Source organism: Metapseudomonas boanensis (genome assembly GCF_018704125.1).
GTDB lineage: Bacteria > Pseudomonadota > Gammaproteobacteria > Pseudomonadales > Pseudomonadaceae > Metapseudomonas > Metapseudomonas boanensis.
The window spans coordinates 709765-730183 of the sequence record NZ_JAGTIS010000001.1 but is presented as its reverse complement, the minus strand read 5'-3'; the positions used below and the strand labels follow the sequence as shown (position 1 = coordinate 730183).

16 protein-coding genes are annotated in these 20419 nt (G+C 60.9%); 5 read left to right on the top strand and 11 right to left on the bottom strand.

Annotated elements, in window-relative coordinates:
* Positions 1-69: 69 nt before the first annotated feature.
* A complete protein-coding gene (locus J7302_RS03410; protein ID WP_215370787.1) occupies positions 70-1536 on the bottom strand; it encodes a glyceraldehyde-3-phosphate dehydrogenase in 1467 nt (488 codons plus the stop codon).
* Positions 1537-1673: 137 nt separating this feature from the next.
* Between J7302_RS03410 and mfd the strand changes: the two genes are divergently transcribed.
* The 3 genes from mfd to J7302_RS03395 are packed head-to-tail and all read left to right on the top strand — an operon-like array spanning position 1674 to position 8319.
* Positions 1674-5120, top strand: a complete 3447-nt coding sequence (gene mfd / locus J7302_RS03405; protein WP_215370784.1) for a transcription-repair coupling factor — start codon at positions 1674-1676, stop codon at positions 5118-5120.
* 34 nt (positions 5121-5154) lie between these two features.
* Positions 5155-5676 carry a CsiV family protein gene (locus J7302_RS03400; protein ID WP_215370226.1) on the top strand — a complete coding sequence of 174 codons (522 nt, stop codon included), beginning with the start codon at positions 5155-5157 and terminating at the stop codon, positions 5674-5676.
* 6 nt (positions 5677-5682) lie between these two features.
* Positions 5683-8319 (top strand): DEAD/DEAH box helicase, encoded by a 2637-nt coding sequence (locus J7302_RS03395; RefSeq protein WP_215370223.1) that lies wholly within the window; start codon positions 5683-5685, stop codon positions 8317-8319.
* 110 nt (positions 8320-8429) lie between these two features.
* On the opposite strand, the gene J7302_RS03390 is transcribed toward J7302_RS03395, so the two are convergent.
* From J7302_RS03390 to J7302_RS03375, 4 genes are read right to left on the bottom strand one after another with little or no spacing between them, the layout of a single operon-like run.
* The gene (locus tag J7302_RS03390; RefSeq protein ID WP_215370221.1) at positions 8430-9167 is read right to left on the bottom strand and encodes an S-methyl-5'-thioinosine phosphorylase; all 738 of its coding nucleotides are present in this window, start codon (positions 9165-9167) and stop codon (positions 8430-8432) included.
* 9 nt (positions 9168-9176) lie between these two features.
* Complete coding sequence (gene nagZ / locus J7302_RS03385) at positions 9177-10175, bottom strand: beta-N-acetylhexosaminidase (protein ID WP_215370218.1); 999 nt, start codon at positions 10173-10175, stop codon at positions 9177-9179.
* A 9-nt stretch (positions 10176-10184) separates the two neighbouring features.
* Positions 10185-10709 carry a L,D-transpeptidase gene (locus tag J7302_RS03380; RefSeq protein WP_215370215.1) on the bottom strand — a complete coding sequence of 175 codons (525 nt, stop codon included), beginning with the start codon at positions 10707-10709 and terminating at the stop codon, positions 10185-10187.
* Positions 10710-10751: 42 nt separating this feature from the next.
* On the bottom strand, positions 10752-11459 hold the full coding sequence (locus tag J7302_RS03375; RefSeq protein ID WP_215370212.1) for a TetR/AcrR family transcriptional regulator: 708 nt from the start codon (positions 11457-11459) through the stop codon (positions 10752-10754).
* A gap of 257 nt (positions 11460-11716) precedes the next feature.
* Between J7302_RS03375 and lexA the strand changes: the two genes are divergently transcribed.
* Entirely contained in the window at positions 11717-12328 is a 612-nt protein-coding gene (gene lexA / locus J7302_RS03370) for a transcriptional repressor LexA (protein WP_215370208.1), read from the top strand.
* 10 nt (positions 12329-12338) lie between these two features.
* Positions 12339-12812, top strand: coding sequence for an SOS-induced cell division inhibitor SulA (sulA, locus tag J7302_RS03365; RefSeq protein WP_215370205.1), 474 nt, complete (start codon positions 12339-12341; stop codon positions 12810-12812).
* Positions 12813-12902: 90 nt separating this feature from the next.
* On the opposite strand, the gene J7302_RS03360 is transcribed toward sulA, so the two are convergent.
* The 6 genes from J7302_RS03360 to fadB form a co-directional block, all read right to left on the bottom strand.
* Complete coding sequence (locus J7302_RS03360; protein WP_215370202.1) at positions 12903-13136, bottom strand: hypothetical protein; 234 nt, start codon at positions 13134-13136, stop codon at positions 12903-12905.
* A 71-nt stretch (positions 13137-13207) separates the two neighbouring features.
* Entirely contained in the window at positions 13208-13732 is a 525-nt protein-coding gene (locus tag J7302_RS03355; protein ID WP_215370198.1) for a DUF6586 family protein, read from the bottom strand.
* A 74-nt stretch (positions 13733-13806) separates the two neighbouring features.
* Complete coding sequence (topA, locus tag J7302_RS03350; protein WP_215370195.1) at positions 13807-16413, bottom strand: type I DNA topoisomerase; 2607 nt, start codon at positions 16411-16413, stop codon at positions 13807-13809.
* A gap of 113 nt (positions 16414-16526) precedes the next feature.
* Positions 16527-16763, bottom strand: coding sequence for a DUF1653 domain-containing protein (locus J7302_RS03345; protein ID WP_215370780.1), 237 nt, complete (start codon positions 16761-16763; stop codon positions 16527-16529).
* Between the two features lie 149 nt (positions 16764-16912).
* Positions 16913-18088 (bottom strand): acetyl-CoA C-acyltransferase FadA, encoded by a 1176-nt coding sequence (gene fadA, locus J7302_RS03340; protein WP_215370192.1) that lies wholly within the window; start codon positions 18086-18088, stop codon positions 16913-16915.
* Between the two features lie 19 nt (positions 18089-18107).
* Positions 18108-20255, bottom strand: coding sequence for a fatty acid oxidation complex subunit alpha FadB (fadB, locus tag J7302_RS03335; protein WP_215370189.1), 2148 nt, complete (start codon positions 20253-20255; stop codon positions 18108-18110).
* Positions 20256-20419: the final 164 nt, after the last annotated feature.

Here is a 20419-nt window from a genome sequence, read left to right as displayed (position 1 = left end):
GTTAACCGATTACAGACCCAAAAATAAAAAACGGGAGCCCGAGAGCTCCCGTTTTTCTTTTACTGCAGCTCAGCGCGGAAAAGACGGCGGGTTGACACCAGCCATGTCCTCCATCACGCGTACGACCTGGCAGCTGTAGCCGAACTCGTTGTCGTACCAGACGTAGAGGACAACCCGGTTGTCGTTGCAGATAGTTGCCTCGGCGTCCACCACGCCAGCGTGACGGGAACCGACGAAGTCAGAGGACACCACTTCCTGCGAGCTGACGTAATCGATCTGCTTGTGCAGATCCGAATGCATGGCCATCTGGCGCAGGTATTCGTTGATTTCGTCGCGGGTGGTGGCCTTCTCCAGGTTCAGGTTGAGAATGGCCATGGAGACGTTCGGCGTCGGAACGCGAATGGCATTTCCGGTCAGTTTGCCCTTCAACACCGGCAGGGCCTTGGCGGCTGCGGTGGCTGCCCCCGTCTCGGTGATCACCATGTTCAGCGGAGCGCTGCGACCACGGCGGCTGCCTTTATGGAAGTTGTCGATCAGGTTCTGGTCATTGGTATACGAGTGAACGGTTTCGACGTGGCCATTGATGATGCCGTACTGGTCGTTCACCGCCTTCAGCACCGGCACGATGGCGTTGGTGGTGCAGGAAGCCGCGGAGATGATCTTGTCATCGGCGGAGATGTCGCCATGGTTGATGCCGTGAACGATGTTCTTCAGCGCGCCTTTACCCGGAGCGGTCAGGACAACGCGATCGATGCCTGGGCACTTGAGGTGCTGACCCAGCCCTTCCGCATCGCGCCACTTGCCAGTGTTGTCCACCAGCAGGGCATTCTTGATGCCGTACTGGGTGTAGTCGATGGACGCCGGGTCGTTGGAGTAGATCACCTGGATCAGGTTGCCGTTGGCAGTCAGCGTGTTGTTCTCTTCATCGATGACGATGGTGCCATCGAACGGGCCGTGCACCGAATCGCGACGCAGCAGGCTGGCGCGTTTGACCAGATCGTTTTCCGCGCCTTTGCGAACAACGATTGCGCGCAGGCGAAGACCATCGCCACCGCCAGTCTTCTCGATCAGGATGCGAGCCAGCAGGCGACCGATACGACCGAAGCCGTAGAGCACAACGTCGGTACCCTCGCGGGCGGCCCCGTTCTGCTTGCCAACCACATCGGCCAGCTCGTCTTTGGTGAACTGCTCGATGCTGCGGCCGTTACCTTCTTCCTTGAACTTGGCAACCATCTTGCCAAGATCGACCGAAGCGGCGCCCAGCTTGAGCTCGCTCATAGTCTTGAGGATCGGGAAGGTTTCGTGCACGGACAGCCCGGCTTCTTCAGCCAGACGGTGGCGCGCGAAGCGGTGAGCCTTGAGGATGGCAATCACGGAGCGGTTGATCAGGCCACGGCCATAGATCGAAGTCACAACGTTGTTGTTGCGATAGAGCTGGCCAATCATCGGAATCATGGCTTCCGCGAGGGCTTCACGATCGATCCATTCACCGAGACACTGGTCGGGCTTCTGAGTCACGGGCAGTACCTTCCACATGTAGGGGATGAAAAAAGGGGCTACATTATGACGGCGCATGCAGGCGTCGGCAATCAGCAGCGGCTTGAAGACTGACATCCGCTAGTCGGGATAGTTACAATCCGCTGATCCTTTTTCCGACCGGAGCCATCTTGCCCGTGTCCGTATTGCGTCTACCGCCCCTCCCAGCTGCCGCTGGCAAACAGCAATGGGGCAACTTGCCCGGTGCCACACTCAGCCTGGCGATCGCCGAAGCCGCCAGTGCCACCCAGCGGTTCACCCTGCTGCTCACCGCCGACAGCCAGAGTGCTGAGCGCCTGGAGCAGGAGCTCGGCTTCTTCGCCCCAGACCTCGCCGTATTGCACTTCCCGGACTGGGAAACCCTGCCCTACGACCAGTTCTCGCCGCACCAGGACATCATCTCCCAGCGTGTCGACACCCTTTACAGGCTGCCGGGCGTCAAGCGCGGCGTGCTGGTGGTCCCGATCACCACCGCCCTGCACCGGCTAGCGCCAACACGCTTCCTGCTGGGCTCGAGCCTGGTACTGGACGTGGGCCAGAAGCTGGCCGTGGACGAGATGCGCCTGCGCCTCGAGGCAGCCGGCTACCGCTGCGTGGACACGGTCTATGAACATGGCGAGTTCGCAGTACGCGGCGCCCTGATCGACCTATTCCCGATGGGTAGCGAACAACCTTACCGCATCGACCTGTTCGATGACGAAATCGAGACGCTGCGCACCTTCGATCCCGAAACACAGCGCTCCATCGACAAGGTCCAATCAATCCGCCTGCTACCGGCTCGGGAATTCCCACTGGACAAGAAGGCTGTCACTGATTTTCGCGGTCGCTTCCGTGAACGTTTCGACGTCGACTTCCGTCGCTGCCCCATCTACCAGGACCTGGCCAGCGGCATCACCCCTGCCGGTATCGAGTATTATCTGCCGCTGTTCTTCGAAGAGTCTGCGACCCTCTTCGACTATCTGCCGCAGGACACCCAGGTCTTTTCCCTGCCGGGCATCGAGCAGGCTGCGGAGCAATTCTGGAATGATGTTCGTAACCGTTACGAAGATCGCCGGGTCGACCCCGAACGCCCACTGGTCCCGCCAGCAGAGCTATTCCTGCCGGTGGAAGACTGTTTCGCCCGCCTGAAAGGCTCCCCACGCCTGGTGCTCAGCCAGGACGACATCGAGCCCGGTGTTGGCCGCGAACGTTTCTCCGCCCGCGCCCTGCCCGACTTGGCGATCCAGGCCAAGGCCACGGAACCCCTCGCGGCCCTGCGCCGCTTCCTCGACGACTTCCCCGGCCGCGTCCTCTTCAGTGCAGAGTCTGCGGGGCGCCGCGAAGTCCTGCTCGAGTTGCTCGCACGCATCAAGCTGCGCCCTCAGGAAGTCGATGGCTGGTCCACCTTCGTCGCCAGTGACGAACGTTTCGCCATTACCATCGCACCGCTGGACGAAGGCCTGCTGCTCGACGATCCAGGCTTGGCCCTGATCGCCGAAAGCCCGCTGTTTGGCCAGCGCGTGATGCAGCGCCGCCGCCGCGAACGTCGGGGCGATGCCGGCGACAACGTCATCAAGAACCTCGCCGAACTGCGCGAGGGTGCACCCGTGGTACACATCGACCACGGTGTCGGCCGCTACCTGGGACTCATCACGCTGGAAATCGAAGGCCAGGCCGCAGAATTCCTCGCGCTCCAGTATGCCGAGGACGCCAAACTCTACGTGCCTGTCGCCAGCCTGCACCTGATCGCCCGCTACACAGGCAGCGACGACGCCCTCGCGCCCCTGCACCGCCTGGGCTCGGAAACCTGGCAGAAGGCCAAGCGCAAGGCCGCCGAGCAGGTTCGCGATGTCGCTGCCGAACTGCTCGACATCTATGCCCGTCGTGCTGCCCGCGAAGGCTTTGCCTTCACCGACCCTAAGGCCGACTACGCCACGTTCGCCGCCGGCTTCCCCTTCGAAGAAACCCCAGACCAGCAGACGGCCATCGAAGCCGTGGTGGCGGACATGCTTGCACCCAAGCCAATGGACCGCCTGGTCTGCGGCGACGTTGGCTTCGGCAAGACGGAAGTTGCCATGCGCGCGGCGTTCGTTGCCGTGCATAGCGGCAGGCAGGTTGCCGTCCTGGTCCCTACTACCCTGCTCGCCCAGCAGCACTACAACAGCTTCCGTGATCGCTTTGCCGATTGGCCCGTGACCGTCGAGGTCATGAGCCGCTTCAAGTCGGCCAAGGAAGTCGACGGTGCCGTGCAGCAACTGGCAGAAGGCAAGGTGGACATCGTCATCGGCACCCATAAGCTGCTGCAGGGCGATGTCAAGTTCAAGAACCTCGGGCTGGTGATCATCGACGAAGAGCACCGGTTCGGCGTACGCCAGAAAGAACAGCTCAAGGCACTGCGCAGCGAAGTAGACATCCTCACCCTCACCGCCACACCGATACCACGCACCCTGAACATGGCCGTCGCCGGCATGCGCGACCTCTCCATCATCGCCACACCGCCGGCCCGCCGCCTGTCCGTGCGCACTTTTGTCATGGAGCGCCAGCAGCCTGTCGTGAAAGAGGCGCTGCTGCGCGAACTGCTGCGTGGTGGCCAGGTGTATTACTTGCACAACGAAGTGGCGAGTATCGAGAAGTGCGCCGCCGAACTGGCTGAGCTGGTGCCCGAAGCACGCATCGCCGTCGGTCACGGCCAGATGCGCGAACGCGAGCTGGAGCAAGTGATGAGCGACTTCTACCACAAGCGCTTCAATGTGCTTGTAGCCTCGACCATCATCGAAACCGGCATCGACGTCCCCAGCGCCAACACCATCATCATCGAGCGAGCCGACAAATTCGGCCTGGCTCAGCTACACCAGCTGCGCGGTCGGGTCGGGCGCAGTCACCACCAGGCCTATGCCTACTTGCTGACACCACCGCGCAAGCAGATGACTGACGATGCCCAGAAGCGCCTCGAGGCCATCGCCAATGCCCAGGATCTCGGTGCCGGATTCGTCCTCGCCACCCACGACCTGGAGATCCGCGGCGCCGGCGAATTGCTGGGCGAAGGCCAGAGCGGCCAGATCCAGGCGGTGGGTTTCACCCTCTACATGGAAATGCTCGAACGCGCCGTCAAGGCCATCCGAAAGGGCGAACAACCCAACCTGGAGCAGCCGCTCAGCGGCGGCCCCGAGATCAACCTGCGCCTGCCAGCGCTGATCCCAGAGGACTACCTCCCGGATGTCCACGCCCGCCTGATCCTGTACAAGCGCATTGCTTCGGCAGCGGACGAAGAGGGTCTGAAAGAACTTCAAGTGGAGATGATCGACCGCTTCGGCCTGCTTCCAGAACCCACCAAGAACCTGGTTCGCCTGACCCAACTCAAGCTCCAGGCCGAGAAGCTTGGCATCCGCAAGGTCGACGCCGGCCCCCAAGGCGGACGCATCGAGTTCGCCGCCGATACCTGCGTCGATCCCCTGGTGCTGATCAAGCTGATCCAGGGCCAACCCAAGCGTTACAAGTTCGAAGGAGCCACCCTGTTCAAGTTCCAGGCCCCCATGGAACGCCTTGACGAACGCTTCAATACACTGGAGGCGCTGTTCGAACGTCTGGCGCCCCAACAGCAGTAGCCTCCGGAAACATAGTCATTACAAGGAACAATCCATGCGTGCCATCCGTTACTTCGCCCTACTGATCGCCCTGTTCGCGCCCGCAGCCTTTGCCGACGGCCTCTACCAAGTCGAAATGATCCTGTTCCGCCAGGCCGGCGAGCCCATTCCATCCAGCCAACCCGCCCCCGATGACTGGGCAAATGGCAGCCAGAGTATCGAAGGCAGCGAGCGCGGAACGGCGCTGGACGGGGAGGCTGCCAAACTCGACCCATCCAAGGGCTACCAGGTATTGCTCCACAAGGCTTGGTCACAGAACATCTCCACCGCTCCAAGCACTGTATCCGTGACCTCGGGCAACCAGCAACTGGGCCACTTCCCGGTGGAAGGTACCCTGATCCTGAGCATTGACCGCAATATCGAGGCCCGCACCGATTTCTGGGTCAATCAGTTCGACGCCGACGGCCTGCTCAGCGGTAGCGAGCGCATCCACCAGACCACCCGTCTGAAGAATGGCGAGCTGACCTATCTGGACCACTCCAGCCTCGGCATCCTGATCCGCGTCAGCCCGCTCTAAGGCGTCATGAGCGCCCTGCTCGACCAACTGCGGCAGCTGGACTGGCGCCTTGATTTCGACCAAGGCGCCCTGAGCCGCGGCCTGGACTACGCCCGACAGGACCGGGTTCGCCTGCTGAGCCTTGGCGAGACGACCGTCGAGAGCAGCTGTGAAGGCTCGGCCGGCAAGCGCTATACGCAGCTGATACGCCTCGCCCCGCGCGGGCTGGGCGTAGTCGGCCGCTGCAGCTGCCCAGTCAGCTACAACTGCAAACACTGTGTCGCCACCCTCACCTACCTGCTTTCGCTTCCAGAGGACGCACTCCCCGCTGCAAGTCCAGCCCCCATGGAAGTGCGCCAAGTGGACGACATCATGCCAACTCCCCACCTGACCCTGGGCAGCCACGCCCAGAGCCAATACGACCTGCGCAGTGGACGCATGGTGGGCAGCCAACAGCACCGTGCCGGCCTGACATTCGATTACGCAGGCCTGCAGACCCACGGAAAGACCACCAAGCCCGAACGCCTCAAGCATCGAATCAACGGCGAGCGCATCGCCATCGCCCGCCAATCCAAGGTCGAACAGCAGTTGCGCGACAACCTCCGCCAGCTGGGCTTCAAGGAATCCCTGCGACAGAGCCAGGCGCTGCCGGCCAACAGCGGCGAGATGTTCGAGCTGCCCAGCGACGAGCATTGGTTGGACTTCATGAGGCATCGACTCCCAGCGCTGCGGGAAGCTGGTTGGCAGATCGAGATCCGCCCCGGATTCCAGTTCGATCTCAGCCAGGTCGAAGGTTGGTACGCCGAGGTTGACGAAACACCCAGCCACGACTGGTTCGACCTGGAGCTCGGCATCGTCGTCGAAGGACGTCGAATCAGCTTGCTCCCGGTCTTGCTCAGGCTTATCCAGCGCAATCCGGAACTGCTGGACCCAAACCACCTCCAGAAACACAAGGACGACGAGCAGCTACGCCTGCAACTCGATGCACTCCGGGAATCCGACGGCCGTCCGCTGCAGGTGATGCTGCCATTTGCCCGACTCAAGCCACTGCTGGCGACGCTGGGCGAGCTTTACCTGCGCGATCAGGAACCCAGCCAGGCGATTCGTCTCGGCCGACCTGACGCCGCACGACTGAGCCTGCTGGAGTCTCTTGATCTCCAGTGGCAAGGCGGAGAACAGCTGCGCCAGTTTGCAGCCAGACTGCGTGACAGCAACACAACTCCGATTCGACCACCAGCGGGACTCAAGGCTGAGCTTCGCCACTACCAGCAAGAAGGACTGGCCTGGCTGCAGACCCTCCGGGAGGTCGAGGCAGGCGGTATCCTGGGCGACGACATGGGTCTGGGCAAAACGCTCCAGACACTCGCCCACCTGCTCACGGAGAAGGAAGCGGGACGCCTGGAGCGCCCTGCACTAGTCGTCATGCCGACCAGCCTGATCCCCAACTGGCAGGACGAGGCCGCGCGATTCGCTCCGAGCCTAAGCGTACTGGCATTGCACGGGCCCGGCAGGAAGAAGCTTTTCGATCAACTGGCAGAACACGACTTGCTGCTGACCACCTACGCAATACTGCCCCGCGACCTGGAGCAGCTCAAAGCGCTCCCGCTACATGTACTCATCCTCGATGAAGCGCAATACATCAAGAACCCGAACAGCAAGGCCGCACAGGCCGTGCGCCAGCTGGAAGCCCGTCAGCGCCTGTGCCTAACCGGTACACCCCTGGAAAATCATCTGGGCGAGCTCTGGTCGCTCTTTCACTTCCTGATGCCCGGCTGGCTGGGCGACAGCAAACACTTCAATCACAACTACCGCATACCAATCGAAAAGCACGGTGACAGCGCACGACTGAGCCACCTCACCGCCCGCATCAAGCCATTCCTGCTCAGGCGCAGTAAGGAATCCGTCGCAACGGAATTGCCTGCCAAGACCGAAATAACCCAATGGGTCGAGCTTAGCGACCGCCAGCGCGATTTGTACGAAACCGTGAGACTCGCGATGGACACCAAGGTCCGCGACGAAATCGGCCGCAAAGGTCTGGCCCGCAGCCAGATCATCATCCTCGAGGCCCTGCTCAAGCTGCGACAGGTCTGCTGCGACACTCGACTGATCGAAGAACCTGGTGCCAGGACTCGGGGCAGCAGCTCGGGCAAGCTGGATAGCCTACTGGAGATGCTGCAGGAATTGCTCGACGAAGGTCGCCGCGTGCTGCTGTTCTCCCAGTTCACCAGCATGCTCGCACTGATCGAGGCAGAACTGCACAAACGCGGCATAGACTATGTGCGGATCGCAGGCGATACCCGGGACAGGCGGAACCCGGTCAAACGCTTCCAGAGCGGTGAAGTACCACTGTTCTTGATCAGTTTGAAAGCCGGCGGTACGGGCCTGAACCTGACCGCAGCAGACACCGTGATCCACTACGATCCCTGGTGGAATCCCGCCGTCGAACGGCAAGCCACGGATCGCGCCTACCGGATCGGCCAGGAAAAGCCGGTATTCGTCTACCGGATGATTTCGAGGGGAACCGTGGAAGAGAAGATCCAGCAACTGCAGGCGCAAAAAGCCGCGCTGGCCCAGGGCGTCCTAGACGGACGCGGCCAGGAGGACTGGCGGCTTCAGGAGGACGACATCGAAGCCCTGCTGGCCCCCCTGCCCCGTCTCAATTGAGCCTGGCCCCCAGCAGCCGCGCAGCATGGGGCGACCGCCCAAACCGACTGCAAGCAACAACCACAAGCAGCTGACGGGCATCCCCCAATGCCCATCCCACCCTACAACTCTCAGCCCTTGAGCAGATACGCCAGGACGTTGCGCACCTTGTCAATGCCCTCGGCCAGGGCTGCCTCGATCTCTTCCATGGTAATGATGCCATCAGACTTGCCCGCAGCCGGGTTGACCACCAGCGACAAGCAGGCATATGGCAGATTCAGCTCACGAGCCAGCGCCGCCTCGGGCATACCGGTCATGCCGACGAGGTCACAACCATCACGTTCAAGACGAACGATCTCCGCCACTGTTTCCAGGCGCGGACCTTGGGTGCAGCCATATACCCCGAAATCACTGTGCGGGTAATCGCACGCATTCAGCGCCGCCAGTAGCTTGCGGCGCAGCGCCTCATCGTAGGGGTGACTGAAATCGATGTGAGTGACATGGTCAAGATCACCTTCGAAAAAGGTCCCGATGCGACCGTGGGTGTAATCGATCACCTGATGCGGCACAGCCAAATGCCCGCTACCCATGGCCGGATGAATCCCACCTACAGCATTCACCGCAATGACGGCCTGTGCACCGGCCTGCTTCAGCGCCCAGAGGTTGGCCCGATAATTGACCTGGTGCGGCGGAATCCGGTGAGGATGGCCATGGCGAGCCAGGAACAGCACATCACGCCCGGCGTACTCGCCATGAACGATACCCGCAGAGGGCGCGCCATAAGGCGTTTCCGGGTTGAGCAAGGCTTTCATGCTCAGGCCTTCGAGCTGGGTCAGCCCAGTACCACCAATGATGGCGTAGACGGTCATGTTGGTTCCTCAATCGATCAACTGGGCTTCACGCAATGCTGCAGCGGCCTGCAGCCAGCGCGGGTCTTGGCGATATTCGGTGCCCGGGAAGGCCCGGCGGCGCATCCGTACCAGACTTGGCGCGGGCTTGACGCCAAGCTGCTGCAGACGCGAAAGCGCCAGCTCAGCAGCGCCACGGTCATTGCACACCAGCCCCATGTCGCAGCCAGCGGACAGCGCCGCCTCGATACGTGCAGCTGCATCACCCACCACATGGGCGCCGGCCATGGACAAATCATCGCTGAAAATGACACCAGAGAATTTAAGCTCACCGCGCAGGATGTCCTGCAGCCACCTCCTAGAGAAACCGGCAGGCTGCAAATCGACCTGAGGATAGATGACGTGGGCCGGCATCATGCCGTCCAGCTTCGAGGCCAAGCGCGCGAAGGGAACCAGGTCGCATTGCCGAATTTGCTCAAGGCTGCGCTCGTCAGTCGGAATATCCACGTGAGAGTCGGCCTCGGCCCAGCCATGTCCAGGGAAGTGCTTTCCAGTTGCCGCCATGCCAGCGCTACGCAGGCCACAGATAAAGGCAGCCGCCAGGCGCGTCACACGGCCCGGATCTGATTCGAACGCTCGACTCCCGACCACTGCGCTTCGCTGATGATCCAGGTCAAGCACCGGCGCAAAGCTGATATCGAGTCCGGCAGCCAATACCTCGGTAGCCATCAACCAGCCGCACTGTTCGGCAAGCTGCTCAGCATTCGGGTTGTCGGCCAATGCGCGCATCGCCGGCAACCGCAAGAAACCCTGTCGCAGCCGCTGCACGCGACCACCTTCCTGATCGACCGCCAGGATGAGGTCAGGGCGAATCGCACGAATAGAAGCGCACAATTCACGAACCTGGCGAGGATGTTCAATATTGCGGGCGAAGATGATCAAGCCGGCGACTTCCGGCTGACGCAGGATCTGGCGATCTTCAGCGGTCAGCCAAGTGCCGCCGATATCCAGCATCAAGGAACCTTGCATGGAAAATCCTTAGGAGAGTGTGGCCGCCGCCCAATCCGGACACGGCGCTTCATCGATGCGTACCGCACAGTGGACGGGTACAAGGTCAAAGAGTTCCAACATATCGGCATTGCGTAAGCGAATGCAGCCGTGGGATCGTGGCACGCCCATCGGCTCACTGTCCGGGGTGCCATGAAGGTAGATGTATCGCCGGAAGCTGTCGACGTTGCCCAGGCGATTCTGACCAGGCTCGCAACCACTCAGCCAGAGAATTCGGGTGAGTATCCAGTCACGCCCCGGAAACTGCCCGTGCAACTCCGCACTCCAGACCTCCCCGGTCCAGCGCCGCCCGCGCAGCACAGCCGCCAAGGGCAGCCCGGTGCCAATCTTGGCTCTTATCTGGTGAAGGCCGCGCGGAGTACAACCGGAGCCATTGAGCTCCCCCGGGCCGTTAAGCGCAGTGGAAACAGGCAGGCGAATTAGAAGCTGTCCGGCAGAGAATCCGTACAGCTGTTGGTCGGCAAGTGATATGTACAGGAGATCTAGCTGGCGCATGGGCCGCAAGCTTAGCCGATCAGACCTCCCGCGCCCATAGCCTCAGACCTTTACAGGCGTGGTCGCAGTCTTGTTGCGCGGTTTGAGCACTGCCTTGGCCAGCGCCTCGTCAGACACCCCAGTCTCGGCACGCATGCCAGCCGCAAGGAACGGCACCATCAAACGCATGACCTGCTCGATCGAGGTGTTGACCCCGAAATCGTTCTCTGCCATGGCACGGAGCGCCTTGATACCGGACATGCTGAAGGCAGCAGCGCCGAGCATGAAATGCACCCGCCAGAAAAGCTCCAGCGGTGGAACTTTTGGCGCGGACTCGTTCACCAGCAGCATGTAACGACGGAAAACCTTTCCATAGACTTCTTCAAGGTACTTGCGCAGGTGACCTTGGCTCTGACTGAATGCCAAGCCCAGCAGGCGCATGAAGATCGATAGGTCGTTTCCACTTCGAGGCTTGACCGCAAGCGCCTGCTCGACCAGCATCTCCAGCAACTCTTCAAGGCTCGCCTTGTTCTCAGGCTTGGCCTGGCGACGGTCTAGTTCGCGCTCCAAACTTTGGCAGAAAGGACCGAGGAAACGCGAGAATACTGCCTGGATAAGGGCCTTCTTCGAACCGAAGTGGTAATTCACTGCAGCCAGGTTGACCCCGGCTTTGCTGGTGATCAGGCGCAGCGAGGTTTCGGCGAAGCCTTTCTCCGCGAACAGCTGTTCCGCAGCATCAAGGATGCGTTCGACGGTTTCCGACTGGGCCATGGCTCCTCCGCCTGACAAACACTTGTTTGAAACATACGTTTCATAACCGCCACTTGTCAAGTCGGACCCTTCAGTATCTGACGCAATGGTCATACAAGGCTGGCACCGCCCGTAAAAGACGCCCGGAATGCCGCGGACGGTACACCTCTTTCGTCCACACTCAGAGAGCCCCGCGCAACAATCGAAGAAAGAAGCATTGCCAAGCGCCAAGCACTGTATATAATTCCAGTCACTGTATAAAAAAACAGAGCGCCGCCATGCTGAAACTGACGCCCCGCCAAGCCGAGATTCTCGCATTCATCAAGCGCTGCCTTGAAGACAACGGCTTCCCACCGACCCGAGCGGAAATCGCTCAGGAACTCGGCTTCAAATCCCCCAATGCTGCCGAGGAACACCTCAAGGCGCTGGCTCGCAAGGGCGCCATCGAGATGACGCCCGGCGCATCACGCGGGATCCGCATCCCCGGCTTCGAGCCTGGAAACAACGAAGAAGACGGACTTCCCGTGGTGGGTCGCGTAGCGGCAGGCGCCCCTATCCTGGCGCAACAGAACATCGAAGAATCTTGCCGTATCAACCCGGGCTTCTTCCATCCTCGCGCCGACTACCTGCTTCGTGTCCACGGCATGAGCATGAAGGACATCGGCATTCTTGATGGAGACCTCCTGGCAGTCCATAGCACTCGCGAGGTCCGCAACGGCCAGGTTGTCGTGGCACGGCTGAATGACGAGGTAACGGTCAAGCGCTTCAGGCGCGATGGCGACAAGGTCTGGCTGATCGCAGAAAATGCCGAGTTTGCCCCCATCGAGGTAGATCTGGATCAACAGGATCTGGTGATCGAAGGTTTGAGTGTCGGCGTAATTCGCCGCTAAAGGAGGCTCCATGCAGTTCCCGCAGTCGCTCGGCCGGTCTCAGCTTCCACTGTTCCACGATGCCATCCTAGCCAATCCTGCTGCCCCGATCCTGACAGAGATTGAGAGCAGTCCGCCTCAGAACGAGCCAGAAGCCTTCAGCGAATTGTCGCTTAGAGGCGCTTCCGGCCACTGCCGGCACTTGCTGGCCTCTATACTCCGCGAGCTGAGCGAGGAGCTGGATGCTCGCTGGCTGACCCTGATCGACGCCCCACCTAGCCTGACCCAGGCCTGGCTGCGCGAATCGGGCCTGAATCGCGAACGCATCCTGCTCCTGCAGTCTCGTGGAGAGCAGAGCGCACTGGAACTGGCCTGCGAAGCCCTACGCCTGGGCCGCAGCCATACTGTAGTCAGCTGGATTCGCTTGAGCGCAAAGGCTCGACAGCAACTTGCTCACGCCGCGCGCCAAGGCAGCGCACAAAGCCTGAACATCTTGCTGGGATAAGCGTGTCAAAAGCGTTCTGCTGCGCCCGGCTGACATCAAGCTGTAACCAGCTCCACTAATGATCAACCTGCTGCCGGATCAAGCACGGTGTCAGTGAAGGACGCGCGGACCCTCTTCGTGGTCCATTTCGCCTTCAGCCAGACGACCGGCCATTTGAACACCGACATTGAGCATGGCTTTCGCAATCTCCAGATGGTGCCCCTGGAGGAAGGCTTTGGCGTCAGAGGAAAAGTCCAGCGTTACAAGCGCCTCCTCGTCCTCAGCCCGACGCAGGATAATGCGCCCGTCGGGCAACTCGACGATTTCCAGAAAGGACGTAGGCATAAGATTTGATCTCCACGAAAGGTGGCTATTGTAACAGCCAGCCACTCTCGCGCCCTAGCCCGCCGATCAAATCAGCATTCGCTGAGGCTTTCCCGGAAGCGAAGCGCAAGGCCCTTCAGGCTCTGCCGCCATTCTTCAAGCGTTGCAGGGCTCAAAGGCGCAGCATCAGCCGCGTCCTCGGCCTTCACAGTCGGAATGAGGGGTAACGTCGGGTCGACCTTTGCAACCTTAGGGGCCTGCGGCGGCTGGAACAGCGCAGCGTAAGAATCAAGCAACTGGGCAAGCCAGGTTTCAGGGTTCTGGGCAAGCTCAAGCAACTCACTCAGCTCAGGGCAAGGGGCTGCCGCCAGCACTTCGGGCTTGAGCAGCGACTCGACCCTTGGTTCATCAGCTTCGGACAACCGGTAGTAACCGGCAATCTCATGACAGAGCCCGAGCAAAGCACCGTAAAGATGGAACAGCGCAGCTTCCCGCTCTGCCTGAACCACGGCCTGGGCATTCATTGCCCGCGCCTCTTCGGCCTTGCGCCAAGCTTCCAGGGACAGGCCGGCAAAGAACAGTTTCTGATTCGTGCGAGTATAACGTTCGTGGGCCATGACGGCGCCCTCCAAAGGGAACTCAAGCAGTATATGCGCGCCCAGCAAGGCTGTGCCGGGCGCGCAACAACCGATCAACGCTTGTCTTCGACCTTCCACTTGCCGCCGTCGTAGAAGGCGCGCCAGCCGGTAGGCTTACCCTCGACCTCGGTTTGCACGTACTGCTCCTTGGTCTTGCGACTAAAGCGGATCACCGCAGGGCGCCCTTCGGGATCCTTCTTCGGCGCATCCAGCAAGTAATGGTACTTCGCATCCAGTTCGTCCTTATGGGGGATCAGCTCCATCACCAGCGGAGCGCGGGTCTCGCGGTTTTTCGGGAACTGACTGGCCGCCAGGAACAGGCCGGAAGCTCCGTCACGCAGAACATAGATGTCGTCGACCTTCTCGCACTTCAGCTCCGGCATGCGGATCGGATCGATCTTCGGCGGAGCTGCCTCACCGCTCTTGAGGAGCTTTCGCGTGTTCTTGCAACTGGCATTGGTGCAACCGAAGAACTTACCGAAACGACCCGTCTTGAGCTGCATCTCGCTGCCGCACTTGTCACACTCAAGGCTTGGACCTTCATAGCCCTTGATGCGGTACTGGCCCTGCTCAATCTCGTAGCCCGAGCAATCCGGGTTGTTGCCGCAGATGTGCAGCTTGCGGGTCTCGTCCAGCAAGTAGGCATCCATCGCAGTCGAACAGATTGGGCAGCGATGCTTGCCGCGCAGAACGCGGGACTCGGACTCACCCTCGTCATCAGCAGCGATCTCGTCGCCCGGCACCAGATTGACGGTAGCCTTGCAGCGCTCCTTCGGCGGCAGGCTGTAGCCGGAGCAACCCAGGAACACACCGGTTGAGGCCGTGCGAATCATCATCGGCCGACCGCAATCGCGGCAGGGAATGTCGGTCAGGGTTGGCTGGTTGGCGCGCATACCTTTTTCCGCGCCCTCGGCGAGCTCCAGCTTCGTCCTGAAGTCACCATAGAACTCATCGAGCAGGTGCTTCCAGTCACGCTCCCCCTGGGCCACGTCGTCCAGATGCTCTTCCATCCCGGCGGTAAAGCCGTAGTCCATCAGGTTCGCGAAGCTTTCATTGAGCCGTTCGGTGACGATATCGCCCATCTTCTCGGCATAGAAACGGCGGTTATGCACCGTGACGTAGCCACGCTCCTGGATGGTCGAAATGATCGCGGCGTAAGTAGACGGACGGCCAATGCCGCGCTTTTCCAGCTCCTTTACCAAACTGGCTTCGGAGTAACGCGCCGGCGGCTTGGTGAAGTGCTGACTGGGGTCCAGCTTCAGCAATTCGAGCAGTTCGCCTTCGCTCATCTCCGGCAGCACATCGTCTTCGCCCGGCTTGCTCTGTTGTGGCAGGACGCGGGTGTAACCGTCGAACTTGAGGATGCGGCCCTTGGCACGCAGCTCGAATTTGCCAGCTGAAACGCTGACGCTGGTGGACAGGTATTCCGCCGGTGGCATCTGGCAGGCGACGAATTGGCGCCAGATCAGGTCGTAGAGACGCTCGGCATCTCGCTCCATGCCGGAAAGTTGCGTCGGACGCAGGTTCACGTCAGAAGGCCGGATCGCCTCGTGGGCCTCCTGGGCGCCTTCCTTGCTGGAGTATACGTTTGGTTTGGCCGGCAGATATTTCTGCCCGAACTCGCCCTCGATGAAGCCACGGACCATCCCGATGGCGTCGGCCGAGAGGTTGGTCGAGTCGGTACGCATATAGGTGATGTAGCCGGCCTCGTAGAGGCGCTGGGCCATCATCATGGTCTTCTTCACGCCAAAGCCCAGGCGGTTGCTCGCTGCCTGCTGAAGGGTGGACGTGATGAACGGCGCGGACGGACGACTGGAGGTCGGCTTATCTTCGCGCTTGGTGACGCTGTACGAGGAAGCCTTGAGCTTCTCAAGGGCCGCCATGGCCTGGGCTTCGTTGACCGGTTTGAAGGCCTCGCCATTCTCCCGCGCCACTTCGAAACGCACCTTGGCGCCCTTGGCAGTGCCGAGATCGGCATGCACTTCCCAGTATTCTTCCGGGACGAAGGCGCGGATCTCGCGCTCGCGTTCCACAACGAGCTTGACCGCGACCGACTGCACTCGGCCGGCGGACAGGCCACGGGCAATCTTCTGCCAAAGCAGGGGCGAAACCATATAGCCGACTACGCGATCGAGGAAACGACGCGCCTGCTGGGCGTTGACACGGTTGATGTCCAGCTCCCCGGGCCGGGAGAACGCCTCCTGGATCGCCTTCTTGGTAATTTCGTTGAACACCACGCGCTTGTAGCGGCTGTCTTCACCGCCGATGGATTCCCGCAGGTGCCAGGCGATGGCCTCCCCTTCGCGGTCCAAGTCGGTTGCGAGATAGATTGTGTCAGCATCCTTGGCGAGGCGCCGCAGCTCCTCGATCACCTTTTCCTTGCCAGGCAGGATCTCGTACTTGGCCTTCCAGCCGTGCTCGGGGTCTACGCCCATTCGCGCGACCAACTGCCGCTTGGCCTTCTCCTTGGGAGAAAGTGCCGGCGCCTCGGCCGCAGCCTTGCCGCGCTTGGCAGGCTCCTTGCTCGCACTGGCCGAACCACTGGTAGGCAGGTCACGGATATGGCCGATGCTCGACTTCACCACGTACTGGTTGCCCAGGTACTTGTTGATGGTCTTGGCCTTGGCCGGGGATTCCACGATGACCAGCGATTTGCCCATTGATCGGTTTGTTCCTGAATGTAAAAAGTAAAAGGCGGCAGCCGCCTGTCGCGGCACCGCTATATATAGTGGCCAGCGAGGCCCGGTCAAGCGCACCTCGAACCGTGCAGCCCTCAGGGCCGCGGAAAGAGATCGGCTTCAGCGCTCACCAAAGCGAAGCGCGCAATCTGTTCGCCGTCCACCTGCACCGTTTCGGTAAACATGCTCAATGGCCGCACCCAAAGCCCGAACTCACCATACAGGGCCTGGTAGACCACCAGCTCTTCCTCGGTTTCCGAGTGCCGGGCAGTACCGATGACGCGATACTCCTGCCCCTTGTAATGACGATAAAGTCCTGGCTGCAAGCTCATGGTTCCCTCGAAGTGATAACGATGGCCTAAGCCGCAAAAGTTGCGCATGGTGCCGATTCAGGCGTTCGCAGGCCAGCCTTTTCGACGCATTTTCCTCAATAAAGCAAAAACCGGGGCACAAGGCCCCGGTTTTTTCATCTTCTTAGTGCTTAGATGCGCTCGAAGATGGTGGTGATGCCCTGACCAAGGCCGACACACATGGTCGACACGCCGAGGGTACCGCCGTTCTGCTTCATCACATTCAGCAAAGTGCCAGAGATACGCGCACCGGAGCAGCCGAACGGGTGACCCAGGGCGATGGCGCCACCATGCAGGTTGACCTTTTGCTCCATCTTGTCGAGCAGCTTGAGGTCCTTCAGCACCGGCAGAGCCTGGGCGGCGAAGGCTTCGTTAAGCTCGAGGAAGTCGATGTCGTCGATAGTCAGGCCGGCACGCTTGAGCGCCTTCTGGGTCGACGGCACAGGGCCGTAACCCATGATCGCCGGGTCAACACCTGCCACCGCCATTGCGCGCACGACAGCCATCGGCTGGATACCCAGGCCCTGGGCACGCTGGGCGGACATGACGATCATGCAGGAAGCGCCGTCGGTGATCTGCGACGAAGTACCCGCAGTCACAGTGCCGCCTTTCGGGTTGAACGCCGGCTTCAGGGCAGCCAAGCTTTCCAGGGTAGTCTCTGGACGGATGGTCTCGTCGAAGTCGAACACCTTCAGGAAGCCATTCTCGTCGAAGCCTTGCATCGGGATGATTTCATCCTTGAACTTGCCTTCGACAGTAGCCTTGTGCGCCAACTGATGCGAACGCAGACCGAACTGGTCCTGGGCTTCGCGGCTGATGCCGTGCATCTTGCCTAGCATCTCGGCAGTCAGGCCCATCATGCCCGAGGCCTTGGCCGCGTACAGGGACAGGTGCGGGTTCGGGTCGACGCCATGCATCATGCCAACGTGCCCCATGTGTTCCACGCCACCGACCACGAATACGTCGCCGTTGCCGGTCTGGATAGCCTGCACGGCAGTGTGCAAGGCGCTCATGGAGGAACCGCACAGACGGCTGACGGTCTGTCCAGCGCTGGAGTGGGGGATCTGAGTCATCAGCGACGCCATGCGCGCGATATTCCAGCCCTGCTCCAGGGTCTGGTTCACGCAGCCCCAGATCACATCTTCCACTTCGGCCGGATCGACCTTGGTGTTGCGCTCCAGCAGCTTGCTGATCAGGTGCGCGGACATGTCCTCGGCGCGGGTATTGCGGTGCATGCCACCCTTGGAGCGACCCATCGGGGTGCGGCCGAAGTCGACAATGACTGCATCTCTAGGATTCAGGCTCATATTCTTCACTCTCGCTCAATTAGCCGAAAAACTTCTGGCCGTTCTTGGCCATTTCGCGAAGCTTGGCGGTCGGGTGATACAGCGCGCCCAGGTCGGCATACTTGTCGGCCAGGGCTACGAACTCAGCCACGCCGATGCTATCGATGTAGCGCAGCGCACCACCGCGGAAGGGTGGGAAGCCGATGCCGTAGATCAGGCCCATATCGGCCTCGGCAGCGGTGGCGACGATGCCGTCTTCCAGGCAGCGAACGGTTTCCAGGCACAGCGGGATCATCATGAAATTGATGATGTCTTCGTCCGTGACTTCACGCTGCTCGATGATGATCGGCTTGAGCACTTCATAGGCCGCCGGGTCGGTGACTTTCTTCGGCTTGCCACGCTTGTCCATCTCGTAGGAGTAGAAGCCCTTACCGTTCTTCTGGCCCAGGCGGTTAGCCTCGTACATGGCGTCAACGGCAGTCTTGCCCTCAACCGCCATACGATCCGGGAAGCCTTCGGCCATCACGTCGCGGCCGTGGTGGCCGGTATCGATGCCGACGACGTCGGACAGGTAGGCCGGGCCCATGGGCCAGCCGAACTTCTCCATCACCTTGTCGATGCGCACGAAGTCGACACCGAAGCCCAGCAGCTTGGAGAAGCCACCGAAGTACGGGAACAACACGCGGTTGACCAGGAAGCCAGGGCAGTCATTGACCACGATCGGGGTCTTGCCCATCTTCTTGGCGTAGGCGACGGTGGTGGCGATTGCAGTTTCGCCGGATTTCTCGCCACGAATCACTTCCACCAGCGGCATCATGTGTACCGGGTTGAAGAAGTGCATGCCGCAGAAGTTTTCCGGACGCTTCAGCGCCTTGGCCAGCAGGCTGATCGAAATGGTGGAGGTGTTGGAGGTCAGGATTGCGTCCTCTTTCACCACGCCTTCCACTTCAGCCAGTACGGCTTGTTTGACCTTCGGGTTCTCAACCACGGCCTCGACCACGATGTCGACATTGGCGAAATCACCATAGGACAGGGTCGGGCGAATGGCGTTGAGCGCCTGGGCCATCTTGGCGGCCGGCAGCTTGCCACGGGAGACACGCTTGTCCAGCAGCTTGCTGGCCTCGTTCAGGCCGAGCTGGATGGCTTCCTCGCGGATGTCCTTCATCAGGATCGGAGTGCCCTTCACCGCGGACTGGTAGGCGATACCGCCACCCATGATACCGGCGCCGAGCACGGCAGCCAGTTTCACGTCCTTGGCAGCCTCGTCGTAGTACTTGGCTTTCTTCTTCAGTTCCTGGTCATTCAGGAACAGTCCGATCAGGCTGGCAGCGACCGGGGTCTTGGCCAGCTTGACGAAACCAGCGGCCTCGACTTCCAGCGCCTTGTCGCGACCGAAGTTGGCCGCTTTCTGGATGGTCTTGATAGCTTCGACCGGTGCCGGGTAGTTCGGTCCGGCCTGGCCAGCGACGAAACCCTTGGCGGTCTCGAAGGCCATCATCTGCTCGATGGCGTTGAGCTTCAGCTTCTCCAGCTTGGGCTTGCGCTTGGCCTTGAAGTCCAGCTCGCCGGCGATGGCACGCTTGACCAGGTCCAGGGCGCCGGCCTGCAGCAACTCAGGCGCAACGACGGCGTCGACAGCGCCGACTTTCAGCGCGTCCTCGGCATTGTTTTCCTTGCCGGAGGCGATCCATTCGATGGCATTGTCGGTACCGATGATGCGCGGCAGGCGCACGGTGCCGCCAAAGCCTGGGTAGATGCCCAGTTTGACTTCCGGCAGGCCTATCTTGGCGTTGACGCTCATGACGCGGTAGTCGGCGGCCAGGCACATTTCCAGCCCCCCACCCAGGGCGATGCCATTGATCGCGGCGACTGTGGGGACTTCGAGGTCCTCGAATGCGCTGAAGATCTTGTTGGCTTCGAGATTGCCGGCCATCAGTTCTTCGTCGGACAGCTGGAAGTTGTCGACGAATTCGGTGATATCGGCGCCGACGATAAATACGTCCTTGCCGCTGCTGACGATAATGCCCTTGACCGAAGCGTCGGCCTTGATGGCTTCGACTGCGCCACGCAGCTCATTCAGGGTGAGACGGTTGAATTTATTGACGGACTCACCCTTGAGGTCGAATTTCAGTTCGACGATACCGCCCTCAAGAGCCTTAACCGTGATGGCTTTACCTTCGTAAATCATCAACTGATCTCCACGGTTTGGAAACTGGACTGTACACATCGGAGCCAACCGGCGGACTCGTCCGCGGCGCAGCCGTCGGAGCATAGTCCCAATCGGTATGGCATACCCGCCGACGCGATATTCGGGCTGGATCAGACGTGCCTGGCAAGACAAACGCTTGATTC

Bases quoted from the DNA above. Each gene is read 5' to 3' on its own strand.
- J7302_RS03410 (WP_215370787.1), bottom strand. From the start codon at position 1,536: ATGTGGAAGGTACTGCCCGTGACTCAGAAGCCCGACCAGTGTCTCGGT.
- J7302_RS03400 (WP_215370226.1), top strand. From the start codon at position 5,155: ATGCGTGCCATCCGTTACTTCGCCCTACTGATCGCCCTGTTCGCGCCC.
- J7302_RS03395 (WP_215370223.1), top strand. From the start codon at position 5,683: ATGAGCGCCCTGCTCGACCAACTGCGGCAGCTGGACTGGCGCCTTGAT.
- J7302_RS03390 (WP_215370221.1), bottom strand. From the start codon at position 9,167: ATGACCGTCTACGCCATCATTGGTGGTACTGGGCTGACCCAGCTCGAA.
- nagZ (WP_215370218.1), bottom strand. From the start codon at position 10,175: ATGCAAGGTTCCTTGATGCTGGATATCGGCGGCACTTGGCTGACCGCT.
- J7302_RS03380 (WP_215370215.1), bottom strand. From the start codon at position 10,709: ATGCGCCAGCTAGATCTCCTGTACATATCACTTGCCGACCAACAGCTG.
- J7302_RS03375 (WP_215370212.1), bottom strand. From the start codon at position 11,459: ATGGCCCAGTCGGAAACCGTCGAACGCATCCTTGATGCTGCGGAACAG.
- lexA (WP_215370208.1), top strand. From the start codon at position 11,717: ATGCTGAAACTGACGCCCCGCCAAGCCGAGATTCTCGCATTCATCAAG.
- sulA (WP_215370205.1), top strand. From the start codon at position 12,339: ATGCAGTTCCCGCAGTCGCTCGGCCGGTCTCAGCTTCCACTGTTCCAC.
- J7302_RS03360 (WP_215370202.1), bottom strand. From the start codon at position 13,136: ATGCCTACGTCCTTTCTGGAAATCGTCGAGTTGCCCGACGGGCGCATT.
- J7302_RS03355 (WP_215370198.1), bottom strand. From the start codon at position 13,732: ATGGCCCACGAACGTTATACTCGCACGAATCAGAAACTGTTCTTTGCC.
- topA (WP_215370195.1), bottom strand. From the start codon at position 16,413: ATGGGCAAATCGCTGGTCATCGTGGAATCCCCGGCCAAGGCCAAGACC.
- J7302_RS03345 (WP_215370780.1), bottom strand. From the start codon at position 16,763: ATGAGCTTGCAGCCAGGACTTTATCGTCATTACAAGGGGCAGGAGTAT.
- fadA (WP_215370192.1), bottom strand. From the start codon at position 18,088: ATGAGCCTGAATCCTAGAGATGCAGTCATTGTCGACTTCGGCCGCACC.
- fadB (WP_215370189.1), bottom strand. From the start codon at position 20,255: ATGATTTACGAAGGTAAAGCCATCACGGTTAAGGCTCTTGAGGGCGGT.